The 17,790-nt window shown below is 74.2% G+C and carries 18 protein-coding genes; 16 read left to right on the forward strand and 2 right to left on the reverse strand.

Features of this window, described 5'->3' with window-relative positions; all coding sequences use genetic code 11:
- Positions 1–31 precede the first annotated feature (31 nt).
- From MHY29_RS06535 to MHY29_RS06550, 4 genes are all read left to right on the forward strand, one after another.
- On the forward strand, positions 32–595 hold the full coding sequence (locus MHY29_RS06535; protein ID WP_224355349.1) for a DivIVA domain-containing protein: 564 nt from the start codon (positions 32–34) through the stop codon (positions 593–595).
- A 178-nt stretch (positions 596–773) separates the two neighbouring features.
- The gene (locus MHY29_RS06540; RefSeq protein ID WP_239239111.1) at positions 774–1,907 is read left to right on the forward strand and encodes a thiamine pyrophosphate-dependent enzyme; all 1,134 of its coding nucleotides are present in this window, start codon (positions 774–776) and stop codon (positions 1,905–1,907) included.
- Entirely contained in the window at positions 1,904–2,974 is a 1,071-nt protein-coding gene (locus MHY29_RS06545) for an alpha-ketoacid dehydrogenase subunit beta (protein ID WP_239239113.1), read from the forward strand. Before MHY29_RS06540 ends, MHY29_RS06545 begins: the two co-directional genes overlap by 4 nt.
- The gene (locus tag MHY29_RS06550) at positions 2,971–4,311 is read left to right on the forward strand and encodes a dihydrolipoamide acetyltransferase family protein (RefSeq protein ID WP_224355345.1); all 1,341 of its coding nucleotides are present in this window, start codon (positions 2,971–2,973) and stop codon (positions 4,309–4,311) included. Before MHY29_RS06545 ends, MHY29_RS06550 begins: the two co-directional genes overlap by 4 nt.
- Positions 4,312–4,347: 36 nt before the next feature.
- On the opposite strand, the gene MHY29_RS06555 is transcribed toward MHY29_RS06550, so the two are convergent.
- Entirely contained in the window at positions 4,348–4,818 is a 471-nt protein-coding gene (locus tag MHY29_RS06555) for a GNAT family N-acetyltransferase (protein ID WP_224355344.1), read from the reverse strand.
- 54 nt (positions 4,819–4,872) lie between these two features.
- Complete coding sequence (locus MHY29_RS06560) at positions 4,873–5,529, reverse strand: TetR/AcrR family transcriptional regulator (RefSeq protein WP_239239116.1); 657 nt, start codon at positions 5,527–5,529, stop codon at positions 4,873–4,875.
- A 181-nt stretch (positions 5,530–5,710) separates the two neighbouring features.
- Between MHY29_RS06560 and MHY29_RS06565 the strand changes: the two genes are divergently transcribed.
- The 12 genes from MHY29_RS06565 to MHY29_RS06620 all read left to right on the forward strand — a co-directional run.
- Positions 5,711–6,088, forward strand: a complete 378-nt coding sequence (locus MHY29_RS06565; RefSeq protein WP_239239119.1) for a DUF485 domain-containing protein — start codon at positions 5,711–5,713, stop codon at positions 6,086–6,088.
- Positions 6,085–7,698, forward strand: coding sequence for a cation acetate symporter (locus MHY29_RS06570; protein WP_224355341.1), 1,614 nt, complete (start codon positions 6,085–6,087; stop codon positions 7,696–7,698). The genes MHY29_RS06565 and MHY29_RS06570 overlap by 4 nt, the downstream gene beginning before the upstream one ends.
- Before the next feature lie 65 nt (positions 7,699–7,763).
- Positions 7,764–9,026, forward strand: a complete 1,263-nt coding sequence (gene dxr, locus MHY29_RS06575; protein WP_239239122.1) for a 1-deoxy-D-xylulose-5-phosphate reductoisomerase — start codon at positions 7,764–7,766, stop codon at positions 9,024–9,026.
- Complete coding sequence (locus MHY29_RS06580) at positions 9,023–10,393, forward strand: site-2 protease family protein (RefSeq protein WP_239239125.1); 1,371 nt, start codon at positions 9,023–9,025, stop codon at positions 10,391–10,393. Before dxr ends, MHY29_RS06580 begins: the two co-directional genes overlap by 4 nt.
- Before the next feature lie 138 nt (positions 10,394–10,531).
- Positions 10,532–11,683, forward strand: a complete 1,152-nt coding sequence (gene ispG, locus MHY29_RS06585; protein ID WP_224356843.1) for a flavodoxin-dependent (E)-4-hydroxy-3-methylbut-2-enyl-diphosphate synthase — start codon at positions 10,532–10,534, stop codon at positions 11,681–11,683.
- Position 11,684: 1 nt separating this feature from the next.
- Positions 11,685–12,578, forward strand: coding sequence for a DUF4081 domain-containing GNAT family N-acetyltransferase (locus tag MHY29_RS06590; RefSeq protein ID WP_224355338.1), 894 nt, complete (start codon positions 11,685–11,687; stop codon positions 12,576–12,578).
- A gap of 78 nt (positions 12,579–12,656) precedes the next feature.
- Positions 12,657–14,477 carry a proline--tRNA ligase gene (locus tag MHY29_RS06595; protein WP_239239127.1) on the forward strand — a complete coding sequence of 607 codons (1,821 nt, stop codon included), beginning with the start codon at positions 12,657–12,659 and terminating at the stop codon, positions 14,475–14,477.
- 13 nt (positions 14,478–14,490) lie between these two features.
- A complete protein-coding gene (locus tag MHY29_RS06600) occupies positions 14,491–15,288 on the forward strand; it encodes a TSUP family transporter (protein ID WP_239239145.1) in 798 nt (265 codons plus the stop codon).
- A 52-nt stretch (positions 15,289–15,340) separates the two neighbouring features.
- On the forward strand, positions 15,341–15,898 hold the full coding sequence (gene rimP, locus MHY29_RS06605) for a ribosome maturation factor RimP (RefSeq protein WP_239239148.1): 558 nt from the start codon (positions 15,341–15,343) through the stop codon (positions 15,896–15,898).
- A gap of 1 nt (position 15,899) precedes the next feature.
- Positions 15,900–16,922, forward strand: coding sequence for a transcription termination factor NusA (nusA, locus tag MHY29_RS06610; RefSeq protein ID WP_239239151.1), 1,023 nt, complete (start codon positions 15,900–15,902; stop codon positions 16,920–16,922).
- A 129-nt stretch (positions 16,923–17,051) separates the two neighbouring features.
- Positions 17,052–17,351 carry a YlxR family protein gene (locus tag MHY29_RS06615; protein ID WP_255718652.1) on the forward strand — a complete coding sequence of 100 codons (300 nt, stop codon included), beginning with the start codon at positions 17,052–17,054 and terminating at the stop codon, positions 17,349–17,351.
- A gap of 185 nt (positions 17,352–17,536) precedes the next feature.
- Positions 17,537–17,790, forward strand: a 254-nt coding sequence (locus MHY29_RS06620) for a translation initiation factor IF-2 N-terminal domain-containing protein (protein ID WP_239239154.1), incomplete at its 3' end; no start/stop codon positions are given.

A 17,790-nucleotide genomic window follows, 5' to 3' on the forward strand; every position in this document is an offset into this window, starting at 1 on the left:
CCCCCGGGGCACGAACCGTGCAGGAGACGCCATGACCCCCACCAGCCCCGAGGCCCGCGCCGATTTCGAGCACGTCGGGCCGGACGAGATCGGCTACGAGCCCGCCCATGTGGACGCGTTCCTGGAGCGCGCCCGCCGCGCCGAGGCCGGCGAGGGCGACCTCACCGCCGAGGACGTCCGTCAGGCGCGCTTCGCCACCGTCAACGGCGGCTACGCCGCGGACCAGGTGGACGACGAGCTGGACCGCCTCGAGGAGGTCCTCATGGGCCGCGAGCGTGAGGACGCCGTCGGCGACGGCGCGTGGGACAGGGAGCTGGCCGAGCGCTCGCAGGAGCTGCTGGGCCGTGCCGACCGCGCGCCGGCCGAACGCTTCCGCCGGCCCTCTGCGGACGACGCGCAGTCCTACGACGTGGACGACGTCGACGCACTGGTGGACCGCCTGCGCGCCACCCTGACGGACGGCTCGGACGAGCTCACCGCCGACGACGTCCGCCGCGCCGGGTTCGCCTCCGCGCAGGGCGGCGACGGCTACGACGAGGCCCAGGTGGACGCCTACCTCGACGCCGCCGTGGACGTGCTGCTGCGCCGCGGCTGAGCCGCCCCGCTCCGACGCGGCCCCGCACCCTCAGGGTGCGGGGCCGTCGTCGTCCATGGGCTCCTCGGCACGGGTGCCCGGGTCCGGGCATGTGACTAGAATCAAACGCACGTGACCGGCAACACCCCGCCGGAGCGTTCCGCCGCCCCGCACCCCGGGGCCCGAGCAGAGGACTTCCATGACCGACGTGCACCTCCCGGAGCCGGACGCCCCACCGCGTTCCGACCGTCCCGCCGAGCAGCTGCAGGTCCTCACCCCGGACGGCCGCCGCTCGCCCTCCCCGGAGCTCGACCCCTGGCTGACCGACGTCGACGAGGAGATGCTGGCGCGGCTGCACCGGGAGCTGACGCTGGTGCGCCGGCTGGACACCGAGGCCACCCACCTGCAGCGCCAGGGGCGGCTCGCGCTGTGGCCGCCGCTGCGGGGCCAGGAGGCCTCCCAGGTGGGGGCCGCCGCCGCGCTCCGGCCGGCCGACCACGTGTTCCCCTCCTACCGCGAGAACGGCCTGTGCCTGCTGCGCGGCGTGGAGGCCGGGGAGCTGCTGCGCGTGTGGAGCGGGTCCTCCTTCTCCGGCTGGGACCCGGCGGCCACGGGGGTCGCCACCCAGCAGCTGGTCATCGGCGCGCAGACGCTGCACGCGGTCGGCTACGCGATGGGCGTCCAGCGCGACGCGGCGGACGTCTCCACCCTGGTGTGCTTCGGCGACGGCGCCACGAGCGAGGGCGACGTCCACGAGGCCATGGTGTTCGCGGCCTCCTATCAGGCACCGGTGGTGTTCTTCTGCCAGAACAACCACTGGGCCATCTCCGAGCCGGTGGGGCTGCAGGCCCGGCGGAGCATCGCGGACCGAGCCTGGGGCTACGGCATCCCCGCCCTGCGGGTGGACGGCAACGACGTCCTGGCCGTCCTCGCGGCGGTCCGGCGCGGCGTCGACCGGGCCGCCGCCGGGGCCGGTCCCATGTTCGTCGAGGCGGTCACCTACCGGATGGGCGCCCACACCACCGCCGACGACCCCACGCGCTACCAGGATCCGGCGGAGCTGGAGGCGTGGGCGCGACGCGACCCGCTGGAGCGGCTCACGGCCCACCTGCGGGACGTCGGGGCGGACGCGGACGCCGTCGTCGCCGCCTCGGAGGCGGCCGCGGACGACCTCGCCGCGCGGATGCGGGCAGACCTGGACGCGCTCCCCGAGGAGGGTCCGGAGGCCCTCTTCGCGCACGTGTATGCCGAGCCCCACCAGGAGCTGGCGCGCCAGCAGCGCGACCTGCAGCTGCACCTGGACGGCCTCGAGGCGGGGGAGGAGCAGGCATGAGCGAGCAGATGACGTTCGGCCGCGCGCTCAACCGCGGCCTGCACCGGGCCCTGGCCGACGATCCGAAGGTCCTGCTCATGGGCGAGGACATCGGGCGCCTGGGCGGCGTCTTCCGGATCACCGACGGGCTCCAGGAGGAGTTCGGGGTCGACCGGGTCGTGGACACGCCCCTGGCGGAGGCCGGGATCGTCGGCACCGCGATCGGCCTGGCACTGCGGGGCTACCGGCCGGTGGTGGAGATCCAGTTCGACGGGTTCCTCTACCCGGCCTTCGACCAGATCGTCGCGAACCTGGCGAAGCTGCGCGCCCGCACGCGGGGGCGGGTGGCCGTGCCGGTGACCATCCGGATCCCCTACGGCGGCGGCATCGGCTCTCCGGAGCACCACTGCGAGTCCCCGGAGGCCTACTTCCTGCACACTCCGGGCCTGCGGGTCGTCTCCCCGAGCTCCCCGCAGGCGGGCTACGAGATGATCCGCGCGGCGATCGCCTCGGACGATCCCGTCGTGTTCTTCGAGCCCAAGCGCCGGTACCACGACAAGGGCCTGGTGGACCTGGACGCGGCACCGGGACCGCTCTCCGTCGGGCGGGTGCTGCGTCCCGGCGCGGACGTCACCCTCGTGGCCTATGGGCCGCTGGTGAAGACCGCCCTGCAGGCCGCCGAGGTCGCGGAGCAGGAGGGCGTGAGCGTGGAGCTGATCGACCTGCGCAGCCTCTCCCCGCTCGACACGGGGCTCGTCGAGGCGTCCGTGCGACGCACGGGGCGACTGGTGGTGGCGCACGAGGCCTCCCGCACCGGCGGCCTCGGCGCCGAGCTCGTGGCCACGGTGGCGGAGCGCGCCTTCCACTGGCTGGAGTCCCCGCCCGTCCGGGTCACGGGCCTGGACATCCCCTACCCGCCGGCCACGCTCGAGCACCTGCACCTGCCGGACCTCGACCGGATCCTCGAGGGCGTCGATCGCGCCCTCGGCCGGCCGAACCCCCAGGACGCGGTGGACGCGTTCGCCCCGCCCCAGACCGCGGAGGACTTCCTCTCCGCCCGCGCCGACTCCTCGGAGGTCCCCGCATGACCCGCACGGTGTTCCGCCTCCCCGACCTCGGCGAGGGCCTGACCGAGTCCGACCTGGTGACCTGGCGTGTGAGCGCGGGCGACGACGTCGTCCTGAACCAGGTGCTGGCCGAGGTCGAGACCGCCAAGGCTGTGGTCGAGGTGTCCAGCCCGTACGCCGGCACCGTCGCCGAGCTGCACGCCCAGGAGGGGCAGACGGTGGACGTGGGGTCGCCCCTGGTCACCTTCGACCTGCCCGGCGACGACGCGGCCCCGTCCGACGGGCCCGCGGCGGACGGTCGCGTGCCCACCCTGGTGGGCTACGGGGCGGCGCCGGAGAGCGGCGCCCCCGCACGCCGCCGCCGCCGGCCCGCCTCGTCCGCGGGGGAGTCCACGCCGGAGACGGGCACGTCCGCGGAGCCCGCCCCCGCGCCCGCAGAGTCGGCTCCCGCTGAGCGCCCGCGCTCGACGCCCCCGGTGCGGCTCCTGGCCCGCCGGCTGGGCGTGGACCTGGAGTCGGTGACCGGCTCCGGCGACCACGGCGTGATCACCCGCGCGGACGTCGACGCGGCCGCCCGCGCGGCCTCGGACTCGGCCGGGTCCGAGGCACCCGCCGAGGCCGACGCGGCTCCGGGCGTGCGCACGCTGGGAGGCCGCCCGCGCGTCGTGGTGGAGCAGGTCCGCGGGGTGCGCAAGGCGACCGCGCAGGCCATGGTCTCCTCCGCCTTCACCGCCCCGCACGTCACGGAGTTCCTCACCGTGGACGTCACGGAGTCGATGGAGCTGCTGGACGAGCTCCGGCGGGACCGCGCCTTCCGGGACGTCAAGGTCACGCCCATGACCCTGGCGCTGCGGGCCTGCGTCCTCGCCATGGAGCGGACCCCCGAGGTCAACGCCCGCTGGAACGGGCAGGACGGGACCATCGAGCGCCGGCACTTCGTGAACCTCGGCATGGCCGCGGCCACGCCCCGCGGCCTGCTCGTGCCCCACGTGAAGGACGCCCAGGCGCTGGACCTGCGGGGGCTGGCCGTGGAGGTCGCGGCGCTCACGGAGCGCGCGCGGGCGGGGACCCTGACCCCGGCCGAGCTCACGGGCGGCACCTTCACCCTCACCAACGTCGGGGTGTTCGGGGTCGACTCCGGCACGCCGATCATCCACCCCGGCGAGGCCGCCATCCTCTGCCTCGGCGCGGTGCGGACCCAGCCGTGGGAGCACCGCGGGCAGATCGCGCTGCGTCAGGTCGTGACGCTGTCGCTGTCCTTCGACCACCGCCTGGTGGACGGCGAGCAGGGCTCGCGGTTCCTCGCGGACGTGGGCGCGATGCTCCGACGGCCCGGGATGACCTTGGCGCTCGTCTGAGCGGGAGGACCCGCAACGCCTGCGCCGGGCCCCGGCTCAGGCGCCGGGGAGCTCCAGGACGAGCTCCTCGACGACCTCCGCGCGGGCGTTGGAGAACACCTTCTCCCGGCCGACCTCGCGGAAGCCGCGCCGGGTGAGGACCTTGACGGAGCCGAGGTTGTCCTCGGGGACGTGGGCGCGCACGGGACGCTCCCGATGGGTCGAGAGGAACTCGTCCACGGCGGACGTCGTCAGGCCCTGGCCCCAGAACTCGCGGGCGACCCAGAAGGACAGCTCGTCCACGCCGTCGACCCGGGTGCACACCAGGGCGCCCACGGGGCGGCCCTCGTGCTCGATGGTCCGGACCTCGGTGGCGTCGTCGCCGAGCAGGTGGGCCCAGTGGTAGTCGAACACACCGCGGTCCGAGGGGTTCCGGGGGGCGAAGGCGGACATGAGGTTGGCGCGCTCGTCCTGCTGGTGGAGGAAGAACGCGTCCAGGTCGTCCGGGCGGACGTCACGCAGGGGCACGACGCTGCACCTCTCTGTGCTGGCGGCCCGCGGGGGGCGGGCCTGCGGTGCCGCTCACGGTACCACCGGAGGCTCCGGGCGGGCCGTCCCCCCGGGCGTCCGGGCCGCCGCCCAGGCCATGTCGATGAGCGCGTCCCGACGTGCGCCGCGGTCCGCCCGGGAGCGGCGCACGGAGAACGGCGTCGAGTTGATGAGGCCGAGCAGTGCCTGGGTGCGGAACCGGGCGGTGGCGTGATCCTCGCCGGGGTGGAGGCGGCGCAGCTGGGCGCCCCACAGGTCGATGTACCGGCGCTGCACACGGGTGATCTCGGCGCGGTCGGCCGGCGGCAGGGAGGACATGTCCCGCCCCTGCACGCGGATGACGTCGCGGTTGGCCAGGGCGAAGTCGGTGTGGAAGGCGATCAGGTCGTGGACGGCCTCGGCGCCGGACAGTCCGCGGGCGGCCACGGCCTCGGCGCCGTCGAGGAGGAAGAGGCTGGCGCTCGAGAGGATCTCCACCAGGACGGCTGCCTTGCCGGCGAAGTGTCGGTAGATCCCCGGGCCGCTGATCCCCGCGGCGGCCCCGATGTCCTCCAGGCGGGTGGCCTCGTAGCCGTGGGCTGCGAAGAGCCGGGCCGCGGCGGCGAGCAGCTCCGCGCGACGACGGGCCTTGGCCCGCTCCCGCGGGGTGCCCGTGGGGCCGGGGGCGGCGGTGTCGGGGGCGTGGGGCATGCGCCCACTGTAGTGACCCGCGTCCGCGGACCCCCGGGGATCGGGGGAGGGGCCTCGTGACGCGGGGGTCATGCCGGGCAGTCGGGTTGACGAGGCTGTGCGCCTGCATTCACAGTGTGAGGGTCATCACAGTGATCCGCGTCACACGCGGCGCACGTCCCACCATCCTCGGGAGGCCCCCATGTCCACCGGCCCGCACACACCGCCGGCCCCCACGCCCGCGCAGTTCCGCGCGGCGCAGGACTCGCCGGAGTTCCGTGAACTCCGCCGCACCCAGCGCTCCTTCGCGTTCCCCATGACGGTCGCGTTCTTCGTCTGGTACCTGCTCTTCGTGATCCTGGGGGCGTTCTTCCCCCAGGTCATGGCCGTTCGCCTGGGCGGCAACATCACCCTCGGCCTCGTGCTCGGACTCCTGCAGTTCGTCACGACGTTCGCCATCACGTTCGCCTACGTGCGGTTCTCCAACCGCGTCCTCGACCCGCGCGCCGCCGCCCTGCGCGAGCGCCTGGAGCGCGAGGCCGCCGGCGCCGCCCCCGAGACTCCGGAGGTCGCCCTGTGAGCACCTTCGCACTGCCCCTCGCCGCCGCCGTCGGCGACCCGGTCGTCAACATCGGCATCTTCGTCGCCTTCGTGGCGGTCACCCTCGTGATCGTCATCCGCGCGTCCAAGAAGAACGCCTCGGCCGCGGACTACTACGCCGGCGGCCGCGGGTTCTCCGGCACGCAGAACGGCACCGCCATCGCCGGCGACTACCTCTCCGCGGCGTCCTTCCTGGGCATCGTGGGCGCCATCGCCCTCTACGGGTACGACGGCTTCCTCTACTCGATCGGCTTCCTGGTGGCATGGCTGGTGGCCCTGCTGCTCGTGGCCGAGCTGCTGCGCAACACCGGCAAATTCACGATGGCGGACGTGCTCTCCTTCCGCCTGCGCCAGAAGCCGGTGCGCATCGCGGCCGCCTTCGGCACCATGGCCGTCTGCCTCTTCTACCTGCTGGCGCAGATGGCCGGCGCCGGCGGCCTCGTGGCCCTGCTGCTGAACATCACGGACAAGGGCGGTCAGGCCCTCGTGATCGTGATCGTCGGCGTGCTGATGATCGTCTACGTGCTCGTCGGCGGCATGAAGGGCACCACCTACGTGCAGATCATCAAGGCGATCCTGCTGATCACCGGCGCGGGCGTCATGACCCTCTGGTCCCTGGCCCTCTTCGGGTTCGACTTCAACGCCATGATGGGCGCCGCCGTCCAGCTCAACCCCCAGGGCGAGGCGATCCTGGAGCCCGGCCTGCAGTACGGCAAGAACTTCACCACCCGCCTGGACTTCCTGTCTCTGGGCCTGGCCCTGGTGCTGGGCACCGCCGGCCTGCCGCACGTGCTGATGCGCTTCTACACGGTGCCGACGGCCAAGGAGGCCCGCACGTCCGTGGTCTGGGCCATCGTGCTCATCGGCGCGTTCTACCTCTTCACCCTGGTGCTGGGCTACGGCGCCGGCGCGCTCATCGGCCCGGAGAAGATCCTCGCCGCGCCCGGCGGCGTGAACTCCGCCGCCCCGCTGCTCGCGTTCGAGCTGGGCGGGTCCATCCTGCTGGGACTGATCTCCGCGGTGGCCTTCGCGACCATCCTCGCGGTGGTGGCCGGCCTGGCCCTGACGGCGGCGGCGTCGTTCGCCCACGACGTCTGGGGCTCCGTGATCGCGAAGGAGCCCCTGACGCCCGAGGAGGAGGTCCGCATCGGCAAGATCACCGTGGTCGTCATCGGCGTCCTCGCGATCGTCGGCGGCATCGCCGCGCAGGGCCAGAACGTCGCGTTCCTCGTGGCCCTGGCCTTCGCGGTGGCGGCCTCGGCGAACCTGCCGACCATCCTCTACTCGCTGTTCTGGAGGGGCTTCACGACGCGCGGCGCCGTGTGGTCCATGTACGGCGGCCTGATCGCCTCGATCGTCCTGATCGTGCTCTCCCCGGTGATGTCCGGGGCGGAGACCTCGATGATCCCCACGGCGGACTTCGCGGTGTTCCCGCTGAAGAACCCGGGCATCGTGTCCATCCCGCTGGCCTTCGTCCTGGGCTGGCTGGGCTCGGTGACCTCGAAGGACGTCGAGGACCCGGACAAGCAGGCCGAGATGGAGGTCCGCTCCCTCACCGGCGTCGGCGCGGAGAAGCCCGTGGCCCACTGAGGCGGCCGGCGGCCCGGCCGTCGTGCCCTCGGCGTCCGTCCAGACGCCGCTGGCATGATGGCCGGGTGACGCACGGATCCCTCACCGACTACACGTTCCCCGCCGACCACGGCCCGGGGGCCTCCGACGGGGCCTGCCGGGCCGTGGCGCTGGTCGGGTCCACCGGCTCGATCGGCACGCAGGGCCTGGACGTGATCGCCCAGGCCCCCGAGCGGTTCCGCGCGGTGGCCCTGTCCGGGGGCGCGAACACCGCGCTGCTCGCGGAGCAGGCCGTGGCCCACGGGGTCGAGGCGGTCGGCTCCGCCGCGGCCTCCGAGGAAGAGCTGCGCGCGGCCCTGGCCGACGCCGCCGCCCGCCTGCGCCGCCCCGACCCGCGCCCCGCCCTCTTCACCGGACCCGAGGCGGCCGCGCGGATCGCGGCCTGGGAGGGCGCGGACACCGTGCTCAACGGGATCACCGGGTCCATCGGCCTGGCCCCCACACTTGCCGCACTGCGCGCCGGCCACCGGCTGGCGCTCGCCAACAAGGAGTCGCTGATCGTGGGCGGGGCACTGGTCAAGGCCGCCGCCGCGCCCGGCCAGCTCGTCCCCGTGGACTCGGAGCACTCGGCGCTGGCGCAGGCGCTGCGCGGCGGCACGGCGGGCGAGGTGCGCCGGCTCGTCCTCACGGCCTCCGGAGGGCCGTTCCGCGGCTTCTCGGCGGCGCAGCTCGCCGAGGTCACCCCGGCCCAGGCACTCGCCCACCCCACCTGGGACATGGGCCGGGTGGTGACCACCAACTCCGCGTCCCTGGTGAACAAGGCCCTCGAGGTGATCGAGGCGCACCTGCTCTTCGACGTCCCGCTGGAGCGGATCGACGTGGTGGTCCACCCGCAGTCGGTGGTGCACTCCATGGTCGAGTTCACGGACGGCTCCACCCTGGCCCAGGCCTCCCCGCCGGACATGCGCCTGCCCATCGCCCTCGGCATCGGATGGCCGCACCGCGTCCCGGGGGCGGCCGCCGGCTGCGACTGGACGCAGGCCGCGCAGTGGACCTTCGAGCCGCTCGACGAGGCGGCGTTCCCGGCGGTGTCCCTCGCCAAGGAGGCCGCGGCGTCGTCCGACACCCACATGGCCGTGTTCAACGCGGCCAACGAGGAGGCCGTGGACGCGTTCCACGGCGGGCGCATCCGCTTCGACCAGATCGTGGAGACCGTCCGCGCCGTCCTGGGCGAGTACCGGCCGGACGGGGTGCTCGCCGCCGCCGGGGCGGATCCGGACGAGCTGACCGTCGAGGCCGTCCTCGCGGCCGAGGACTGGGCCCGCGCCGCCGCGCGCGGGCGCTGGTGAGCGCCGTGGAGGCGCTGTGGTTCGTGGGCGGCGTGGTCGTCGTCGCCCTGGGGCTGGCCCTGTCCATCGCCCTGCACGAGGTCGGCCACCTGGTCCCGGCCAAGCTGTTCGGCGTGCGGGTCACGCAGTACATGGTGGGCTTCGGCCCCACCGTGGCGTCCTGGCGGCGCGGCGAGACCGAGTACGGGATCAAGGCGTTCCCGCTGGGCGGGTACGTGGCGATGGTCGGGATGCTGCCCCCGCCGAAGGGCGGCACCGTGGCCCGCACGGGGTCCACGGGCTTCCGCGCCCGGGCCGGGCGCATGGCCGACGACGCGCGGGCGCAGGCCGCTGAGGAGATCACCGCGGCCGACGAGGGGCGCCAGTTCATCCAGCTGCCCGTGTGGAAGCGCGTGGTCATCATGCTCGGCGGCCCCTTCGTGAACCTGCTGATCGCGCTGGCGCTCACCGCGGTGCTGGTGAGCACCCTCGGGGTGGCCCGGCCGTCGACGACGGCGGACGAGGTGTTCCAGTGCGTCGTCTCCCAGTCGGAGCAGCAGTCCCGGGCAGCGGACGGCGGGGCCGCCCAGGACTGCCGCCCGGGCGACCCCGCGGCGCCGGCCTACGAGGCCGGTCTGCGCCCGGGGGACCGGGTGGTCTCCTTCGACGGCAGGGACGTCGGCTCGTGGGCGGAGCTCTCCACGGCCATCCGCGCCCGCGCCGGGCAGGCCACGGCCATCGCCTGGGAGCGGGACGGGACCCGCATGGAGTCCACCCTCACCCCGCTGCTCACCGAGCGGCCCGTGACCGACGCGCTCGGCGTCCCCGAGCGCGGGGCGGACGGCGGCGTGAAGACGGAGCCGGTCGGCTTCATCGGACTCGCCTCCCGGCAGGAGACCGTCACGCTCGCCCCGTGGGAGGCCGTGCCGCTCGTCGGCCGGCAGGCGCAGGGCGTCGTCGGCGTGATCCTCGCGCTGCCGCAGCGGCTGTGGGACACCGCCGTCGCGGTGGTCACCCCGGCCCCGCGCGACCCGAACGGCCCGATGTCCGTGGTGGGTGTCGGGAGGATCGCGGGGGAGGCGGCCGCGCTGGACACGGCGTCGCCGGCGGACAAGGCGGCCCTGCTGCTCTCGCTGGTGGCGGGCGTCAACGTGGCCCTGCTGGTGTTCAACCTCATCCCGCTGCTGCCCCTCGACGGCGGCCACGTCGCCGGCGCGCTCTGGGAGGGGCTGCGCCGTGGCTGGGCCCGCCTGCGCGGCCGCCCCGACCCGGGCCCGTTCGACCTGGCCGTGATGATGCCGCTGACCTACGTCGTCGGCGCCGCGATGCTCGCCATGGGCGTGCTGCTGATCGTGGCGGACATCGTCAAGCCCGTCCAGCTGTTCTGATCCCGCCGCCCCCGTCCTGTGCCCACCCCGCCCGAGCCCGCCCCGGGGCCCCGGGCCTAGGATGGGTGCGACGTCCCCGGGCGGCCCGTGCCGCCCACCGCGAATCCGTGAGGAGCCACCGTGCCTGTCAGCCTTGGAATGCCGTCCGCCCCGCCGCCCGTGCTGGCCCCGCGCCGGCGGACCCGGCAGATCCAGGTGGGCCGGGTCGGCGTGGGCTCGGAGCACCCGGTCTCCGTGCAGTCCATGACCACCACGAAGACCCACGACATCGGCGCGACCCTGCAGCAGATCGCGGAGCTCACCGCCGCCGGCTGCGACATCGTGCGCGTCGCCTGCCCCACGGACAAGGACGCGGACGCGCTGAAGGTCATCGCGCAGCAGTCCACCATCCCCGTGATCGCGGACATCCACTTCCAGCCCAAGTACGTGTTCGCCGCGATCGAGGCCGGCTGCGGCGCGGTGCGCGTGAACCCGGGCAACATCAAGAAGTTCGACGACAAGGTCAAGGAGATCGCCCAGGCGGCCACCGAGCACGGCACCTCGCTGCGCATCGGCGTCAACGCCGGCTCCCTGGACCCCCGCCTCCTCCAGAAGCACGGCAAGGCCACCCCGGAGGCCCTCGTCGAGTCCGCGGTGTGGGAGGCGTCCCTCTTCGAGGAGCACGGCTTCAAGGACTTCAAGATCTCCGTGAAGCACAACGACCCGGTGATCATGGCCCGCGCCTACGAGCTCCTCGCCGAGCAGGGCGACTGGCCGCTGCACCTCGGCGTCACCGAGGCCGGCCCCGCCTTCCAGGGCACCATCAAGTCCGCCACCGCCTTCGGCTACCTGCTCGGCAAGGGCATCGGCGACACCATCCGTGTGTCCCTCTCCGCCCCGCCGGTCGAGGAGGTCAAGGTCGGCCTGCAGATCCTGCAGTCCCTCAACCTCCGCGAGCGGAAGCTGGAGATCGTCTCCTGCCCCTCCTGCGGCCGCGCCCAGGTGGACGTGTACACGCTGGCCGAGCAGGTCACCGAGGGCCTCAAGGACGTCACCGTGCCGCTGCGCGTGGCCGTCATGGGCTGCGTCGTCAACGGCCCGGGCGAGGCCCGCGAGGCCGACCTCGGCGTCGCCTCCGGCAACGGCAAGGGCCAGATCTTCGTCAAGGGCGAGGTCATCCGCACCGTGCCCGAGGACCAGATCGTGGACACCCTCATCGAGGAGGCCCGCCGCATCGCGGCGGAGATGGGCCACGAGGACGGCGAGGGTGAGGCTGCGCCCGCCGGTGCCCCGTCGGTCACCGTCCACTGACGTGGACCTCGCCGCCGCGTCGGACGGCCGGGTGCGGGTCCTCACGGATGCGGACACCCCGGCGCTGACGGCGCTCGCGGCCGCGGACCCGGTGGCGAACGTCCACGCGGCGTCCCTGCTGGAGGCCGGCCGCCTGGCCGGCCCCCGGGGCGGGCGCGCGGACGGCACCCTGTTCCTCGGCGTGGAGGACCCGGACCGGCCGGGCGCACTGCGCTCGGCCTGCTGGGTGGGATCCACGGTGGTGCCGCTGGCCGGCCACGACGACGACGTCCCCGCCCTCGCGGCCTCCGTCGCCGCGCTGCGGCGCCGGTTCGCGTCCGTGTACGGCCCGGCGGTGACGGTGCTGGCCGTCGGCCGCACCCTGCGGGACGCCGGCCACCGGCCGCGCGCCGTGCGGGAGGAACAGCCGCTGATGGTGCATGCGCGCACTCCGGGGGACCTGGTCCCGGACCCCGCGGTGCGGGCGGCCGCGCCGGGGGAGTGGGAGTCGGTGGTGCCGGCGAGCGCGGCGATGTTCGAGGAGGAGCTGGGCTTCTCCCCGTTCCTCACCGGCGCCGCCCAGTACCGGGACCGCGTGCGCCGCCTGGTGGCCGACGGCCGGGTGTTCACGGCCCCGGGCGAGCCGGTGGTGGACGACCCCACCTCGGGGGTGCGCTTCAAGGCGGACATCGGACTGCTCTCCGCCTCGTGCGTGCAGGTCCAGGGGGTGTGGCTGCACCCCTCCCGGCGCGGCCGCGGCGAGGCAGCCCCGGCGATGGCCGCCGCCGTCGCCCTGATGGCCCGCCGCGCCCCCGCGGTGAGCCTGTACGTCAACGGCTTCAACACCCCGGCCCTGCGCACCTACGAGCGCGTGGGCTTCGAGCGCGTCGGGACGTTCGCCACGGTGCTGTACTGAGGCCCCCGGCGGGGGCACGGCGGCGCGCGGGCTAGGATCGGCGGGAGCATTCCCGCCCCACATCTGAGGAGTCCCGGCATGGCCCTGCGCATGTCCACCCTGTTCCTGCGGACCCTGCGCGACGACCCGGCCGACGCCGAGGTGGCCAGCCACAAGCTGATGGTCCGCGCCGGCTACATCCGCCGTGCCGCCCCCGGCATCTACACCTGGCTGCCGCTGGGACTGAAGGTGCTGGCCAAGGTGGAGCAGATCGTGCGCGAGGAGATGGACGCGATCGGCGCCCAGGAGGTGCACTTCCCGGCGCTGCTGCCGAGGGAGCCCTACGAGGCCACGGGGCGCTGGGAGGAGTACGGCGACGGGCTGTTCCGCCTGCAGGACCGCAGGGGCAACGACTACCTCCTGGCCCCCACGCACGAGGAGATGTTCACGCTCCTGGTGAAGGACCTGTACTCCTCGTACAAGGACCTGCCCGCGTACCTGTACCAGATCCAGACGAAGTACCGGGACGAGGCCCGCCCGCGCGCCGGCCTGCTGCGCGGGCGCGAGTTCATCATGAAGGACTCCTACTCCTTCACGGTGGACGACGCCGGCCTGGACGCCGCGTACGAGGCCCACCGGGCCGCCTACCTGCGGATCTTCGACCGCCTCGGCCTCGAGGTCGTGCCGGTGCGGGCCACCTCCGGTGCGATGGGCGGCTCCCGCTCCGAGGAGTTCCTGCACCCCACCGAGGTGGGCGAGGACACCTTCGTCGAGTCCGACGGCGGCTACCGGGCCAACGTCGAGGCCGTCACCACGGTGGCCCCCGCCCCGCTGGACGAGGCGGCCATGGCGGCCCTGCCCGCCGCCGAGGTGAAGGACACCCCCGCGTCCACCACCATCGCCGCGCTCGTGGACGTCTCCAATGAGCTCCTCCCGCGCGAGGACCGCCCGTGGGAGGCCGCGGACACCCTCAAGTGCGTGGTGCTCACCGCCGTCGTCGAGGGCGGGGAGCGCCGGCAGTTCGTCGTCGCCGTGCCGGGCGACCGCGAGGTGGACCTCAAGCGCCTCGAGGCGTCCGTGGGCCCGGCCCTGGGCCTGGTCGGCGAGCCGGACCTGGAGGCCGCCACCGCCGAGGACCTGAAGCGGCACCCGTCCCTGGTCAAGGGTTACATCGGCCCCGGCGCGGGCCCGGACGGCACCCCGGTTCTCGGAGCCGAGGACTCGGTCTCCGGGCTGCCCTTCCTGGTGGACCCGCGGATCGCCGCGGGCACCGTATGGATGACCGGCGCCAACGCGGACCAGAAGCACGCCTTCGGCCTCGTCGCCGGCCGTGACTTCACCTGGGACGGCGTCGTGGAGGCCACCGTCGTGCGCGAGGGCGACCCGGCGCCGGACGGCTCCGGCCCGCTGCACACGCGCCGCGGCATGGAGATGGGCCACATCTTCCAGCTCGGCCGCAAGTACGCCGAGGCGCTGGACCTGAAGGTCCTGGACGAGAACGGCAGGCAGGTCGTCGTGACCATGGGCTCCTACGGCATCGGCGTCACCCGCGCCGTCGCCGCGATCGCCGAGCGCTACCACGACGAGAAGGGCCTGGTCTGGCCGCGCGCCGTCGCCCCGGCGGACGTGCACGTCGTCGTCGCCACCAAGGGCGAGGACGGTGTGCAGGCCGCCCTCGACCTCGCCGCGCGGCTCGAGGAGCGCGGTCTCACCGTGATCGTCGACGACCGCCCCAAGGTCAGCCCCGGCGTGAAGTTCAAGGACGCCGAGCTGGTCGGCGTGCCGACCGCCGTCGTGGTGGGCCGCGGCCTGGCCGACGGGGAGCTGGAGCTCAAGGACCGCGCCACGGGCGCTTCCCGGGCGATCGCGCTGGACTCCGCCGTGGACGAGGTCCTCGCGGAGGTCCGCCCGCAGGGCTGAGACCCGGCCGCCCATGGATCTCTTCGGACCGGTCGAGCTGAGCGTCGGCATCGTGCTGCTCGTCCTCGCGGCGGGCTTCTCCGCCGGCTGGATCGACGCGGTCGTGGGCGGGGGAGGGCTCCTGCAGCTGCCGGTCATGCTCCTGGTCCCGGGCCTGAGCCCGGTGCAGGCGCTGGCGACGAACAAGATGGGCTCGGTGTTCGGCACGGCCGCCTCCGCGGCCACCTACGCGCGGAGGGTCCGGCCCGACCTGCGCACGGCCCTGCCCATGGCGGCCGTGGCCCTGCTCTGCAGCCTCGGCGGGGCCGTGGTGGCCACGGTCCTGCCGGCGGCGGTGATCCGCCCCGTGATCCTCGTCGCCCTGGTCGGTGTGGCCCTCGTGACGGCGCTGCGCCCGCAGTGGGGGCTGACGCAGGGCCTCAAGCACGCCGGCACGGCCCACGCGCTGCGGGCGCTGGCGGTGGGCGCCGTCGTCGGCTTCTACGACGGCGTCCTCGGCCCGGGCACCGGCACCTTCCTGATCCTGGGCCTGGTGGGGGTGCTCGGCTACGACTTCCTGCAGGCGTCCGCGAAGGCGAAGATCGTGAACCTCGCCACCAACGTGGGCGCGCTGGCCTTCTTCCTGCCCGCCGGGCACGTCGTGCTGGGCCTCGGACTGCTGCTCGGTGCCGCCAACCTCACCGGCGGCTACGTGGGCGCGCGGATGGCCATCTCGCGCGGCACGGGGTTCATCCGCGCGGTGTTCCTCGTGGTGGTGTGCGCGCTGATCCTGCGACTGGCCTGGGACGTGTTCGCCCCGCTCCTCGGCTGAGCGCCGCGTACAGTGGCCCTGCCCGCGTCGTCCGACCCGTCCGAGGAGCCCCATGGAGACCGTCCCCGCCGCCCTGACCGAACTCGTCGAGGGGGCCGTGTCCCACCGCGGCGTCGTGGTGGAGTCCGTCCGGGTGGCCGGCGCCGCCGACGCCCCCACCGTCGAGGTCGTCCTGGACCGTCTCGAGGGCACCCAGGGCCTGAGCCTGGACGAGGTCGCCGAGCTCTCGGGGCTGGTCTCCGACGCCTTGGACGCGTGCGGCGACGAGGTCCCCGGGATCGGCGCGGGTGAGTACCTGCTGGAGGTCTCCACCGCCGGGGTGGACCGGCCGCTGACCGGGCCCCGCCACTGGCTGCGCAACGTCGGCCGGCTGGTGGAGGTCTCGATCGACGCCGCCCTGCCGGTCACCGCGCGGGTGCTGGGCGTGGAGATGTCCGGCGTCGAGCTGGAGGTGGTCCGTCCGGGCGCCAAGAAGGGTATGCCGGCGAAGGTGCTGCCCGCCGAGCACGTGGACTTCTCCCGCCTGGGGCCTGGGCAGGTGCAGGTAGAGTGGTCCACCGCCGCGGAGCAGTCCGGGGCGGAGCAGACGGCAGAGCAGACGGAGGCCTGAGTTGGACATCGACATGAGCGCGCTGCGCATGCTGGTCGCGGAGCGGGACATCCCGCTGGACCGGCTGGTGCCGGCCATCGAGCAGGCCCTGCTCATCGCCTACCACCGCACGCCCGGCGCCATCAAGGGCTCCCGCGTGGAGCTGGACCGCTCGACGGGCCACGTCACCGTGTGGGCGCCGGAGGTCGAGGACGACGGAACCCGCGTCGGCGAGTTCGACGACACCCCCAACGGGTTCGGCCGGATCGCCGCGTCCACCGCGCGCCAGGTCATCTTCCAGCGCCTGCGCGACGCCGACGACGCCAAGGTGCTCGGCGAGTTCAAGGACCGCGAGGGCGAGCTCGTCTCCGGCGTGATCCAGCAGGGCAGCCACCGCCACATGGTGCAGGTGGACCTCGGCAGCCTCGAGGCCGTCCTGCCGCCGCCCGAGCAGGTGCCGGGCGAGGACTACCGTCACGGCCGTCGCATCCGCGCCGTGATCGTCTCCGCGACGCGCGGCCCCAAGGGCCCGTCCGTGACCCTCTCCCGCTCGCACCCGAACCTGGTCCGCCGCCTGTTCGCGCTCGAGGTCCCGGAGATCGCCGACGGCACCGTGGAGATCACCGCCCTGGCCCGCGAGGCCGGCCACCGGACCAAGATGGCCGTCAAGGCCACCCGCCCCGGCGTGAACCCCAAGGGCGCGGCCATCGGCGAGATGGGCTCCCGTGTGCGCGCGGTCATGACCGAGCTCGGCGGCGAGAAGATCGACATCGTCGAGCACGCCGACGACCCCGCCGAGATGATCAGGCACGCGCTCTCCCCGGCGCAGGCGCTGTCCGTGGAGATCCTCGACGCCGACCAGCACTCGGCGCGCGCCGTGGTGCCGCAGCACCAGCTCTCCCTGGCCATCGGCAAGGAGGGCCAGAACGCCCGCCTCGCCGCGCGCCTCACCGGGTGGCGCATCGACATCGTGGGCGACGCCGCCCAGCAGCCCGGCGCGGACGCCGCCCAGCAGCCCGGCGCGGAGGCGGGCGCCGAGGCCTGAGCGGATCGAGGACGGGTCCGGACGCGCGCGCGTCCGGACCCGTCGTCGTCCCCCGGGAGAGAACTCCGGACGGAGGCGGTAGGATGGGTGAGGTCCATTTTCGATCCGGCACCGGAAGGAGGCGCACGCATGTCCCCGAGGACGGTCGTGCGCACCTGCGTCGGATGCCGGTCGCAGGCGGACCAGCAAGAGCTGATGCGCGTGGCGCTGGAGGCCGGCACGACACCCCCGACCGTCGTGTGGGACCCCCTTCGCCGCCGCCCCGGACGCGGTGCCTGGGTGCACCCCGGCCCGGAGTGCCTCCAGCTCGCCCTGCGCCGTCGTGCGTTCCACCGGGCCTTCCGCGGCCAGGTGGACCCGGACGGCCTCGAGGCGGGCACGCGCGCATCGGCTGCCAGACCGACAGATGAAGGCGGGTCAGAGATCTGATGCGTACCCGATGAGCACTGAAGCATGAGTGCCCAGCGATGAACTTCACCCCCTGCTATCAGGCAGGCCGTGAGGCGTACGCCACCGAGGCGTGCGCGGCGGCCTGGACATACGTCAACGGTCTCGCGACGCGCTGACCGGCGCCCCACGGCTCCGGCGGCCCGCGAGGCCAGAACAGGAGAACCGTGGCAAAGGTCCGCGTCCACGAGCTCGCCAAGGAGCTCGGCATCACCTCGAAGGAGGCCTTGAGCACCCTCAAGGACCTGGGGGAGTTCGTCTCCTCCGCCTCCTCGACCATCGAGCCCCCGGTGGTCAAGAAGCTCCGCGGCGCCTACCCCGGCGCCGGAGCGAAGGGCTCCGCGAAGCCCGCCGCGGCGGCCCCCGCCGCCCGGCTGGTCCCCCTCACGGGCCCCCCCGCCAAGGGCCGCCGCACCCCGCC

Source organism: Micrococcus sp. ACRRV (genome assembly GCF_022346985.1).
GTDB lineage: Bacteria > Actinomycetota > Actinomycetes > Actinomycetales > Micrococcaceae > Micrococcus > Micrococcus porci.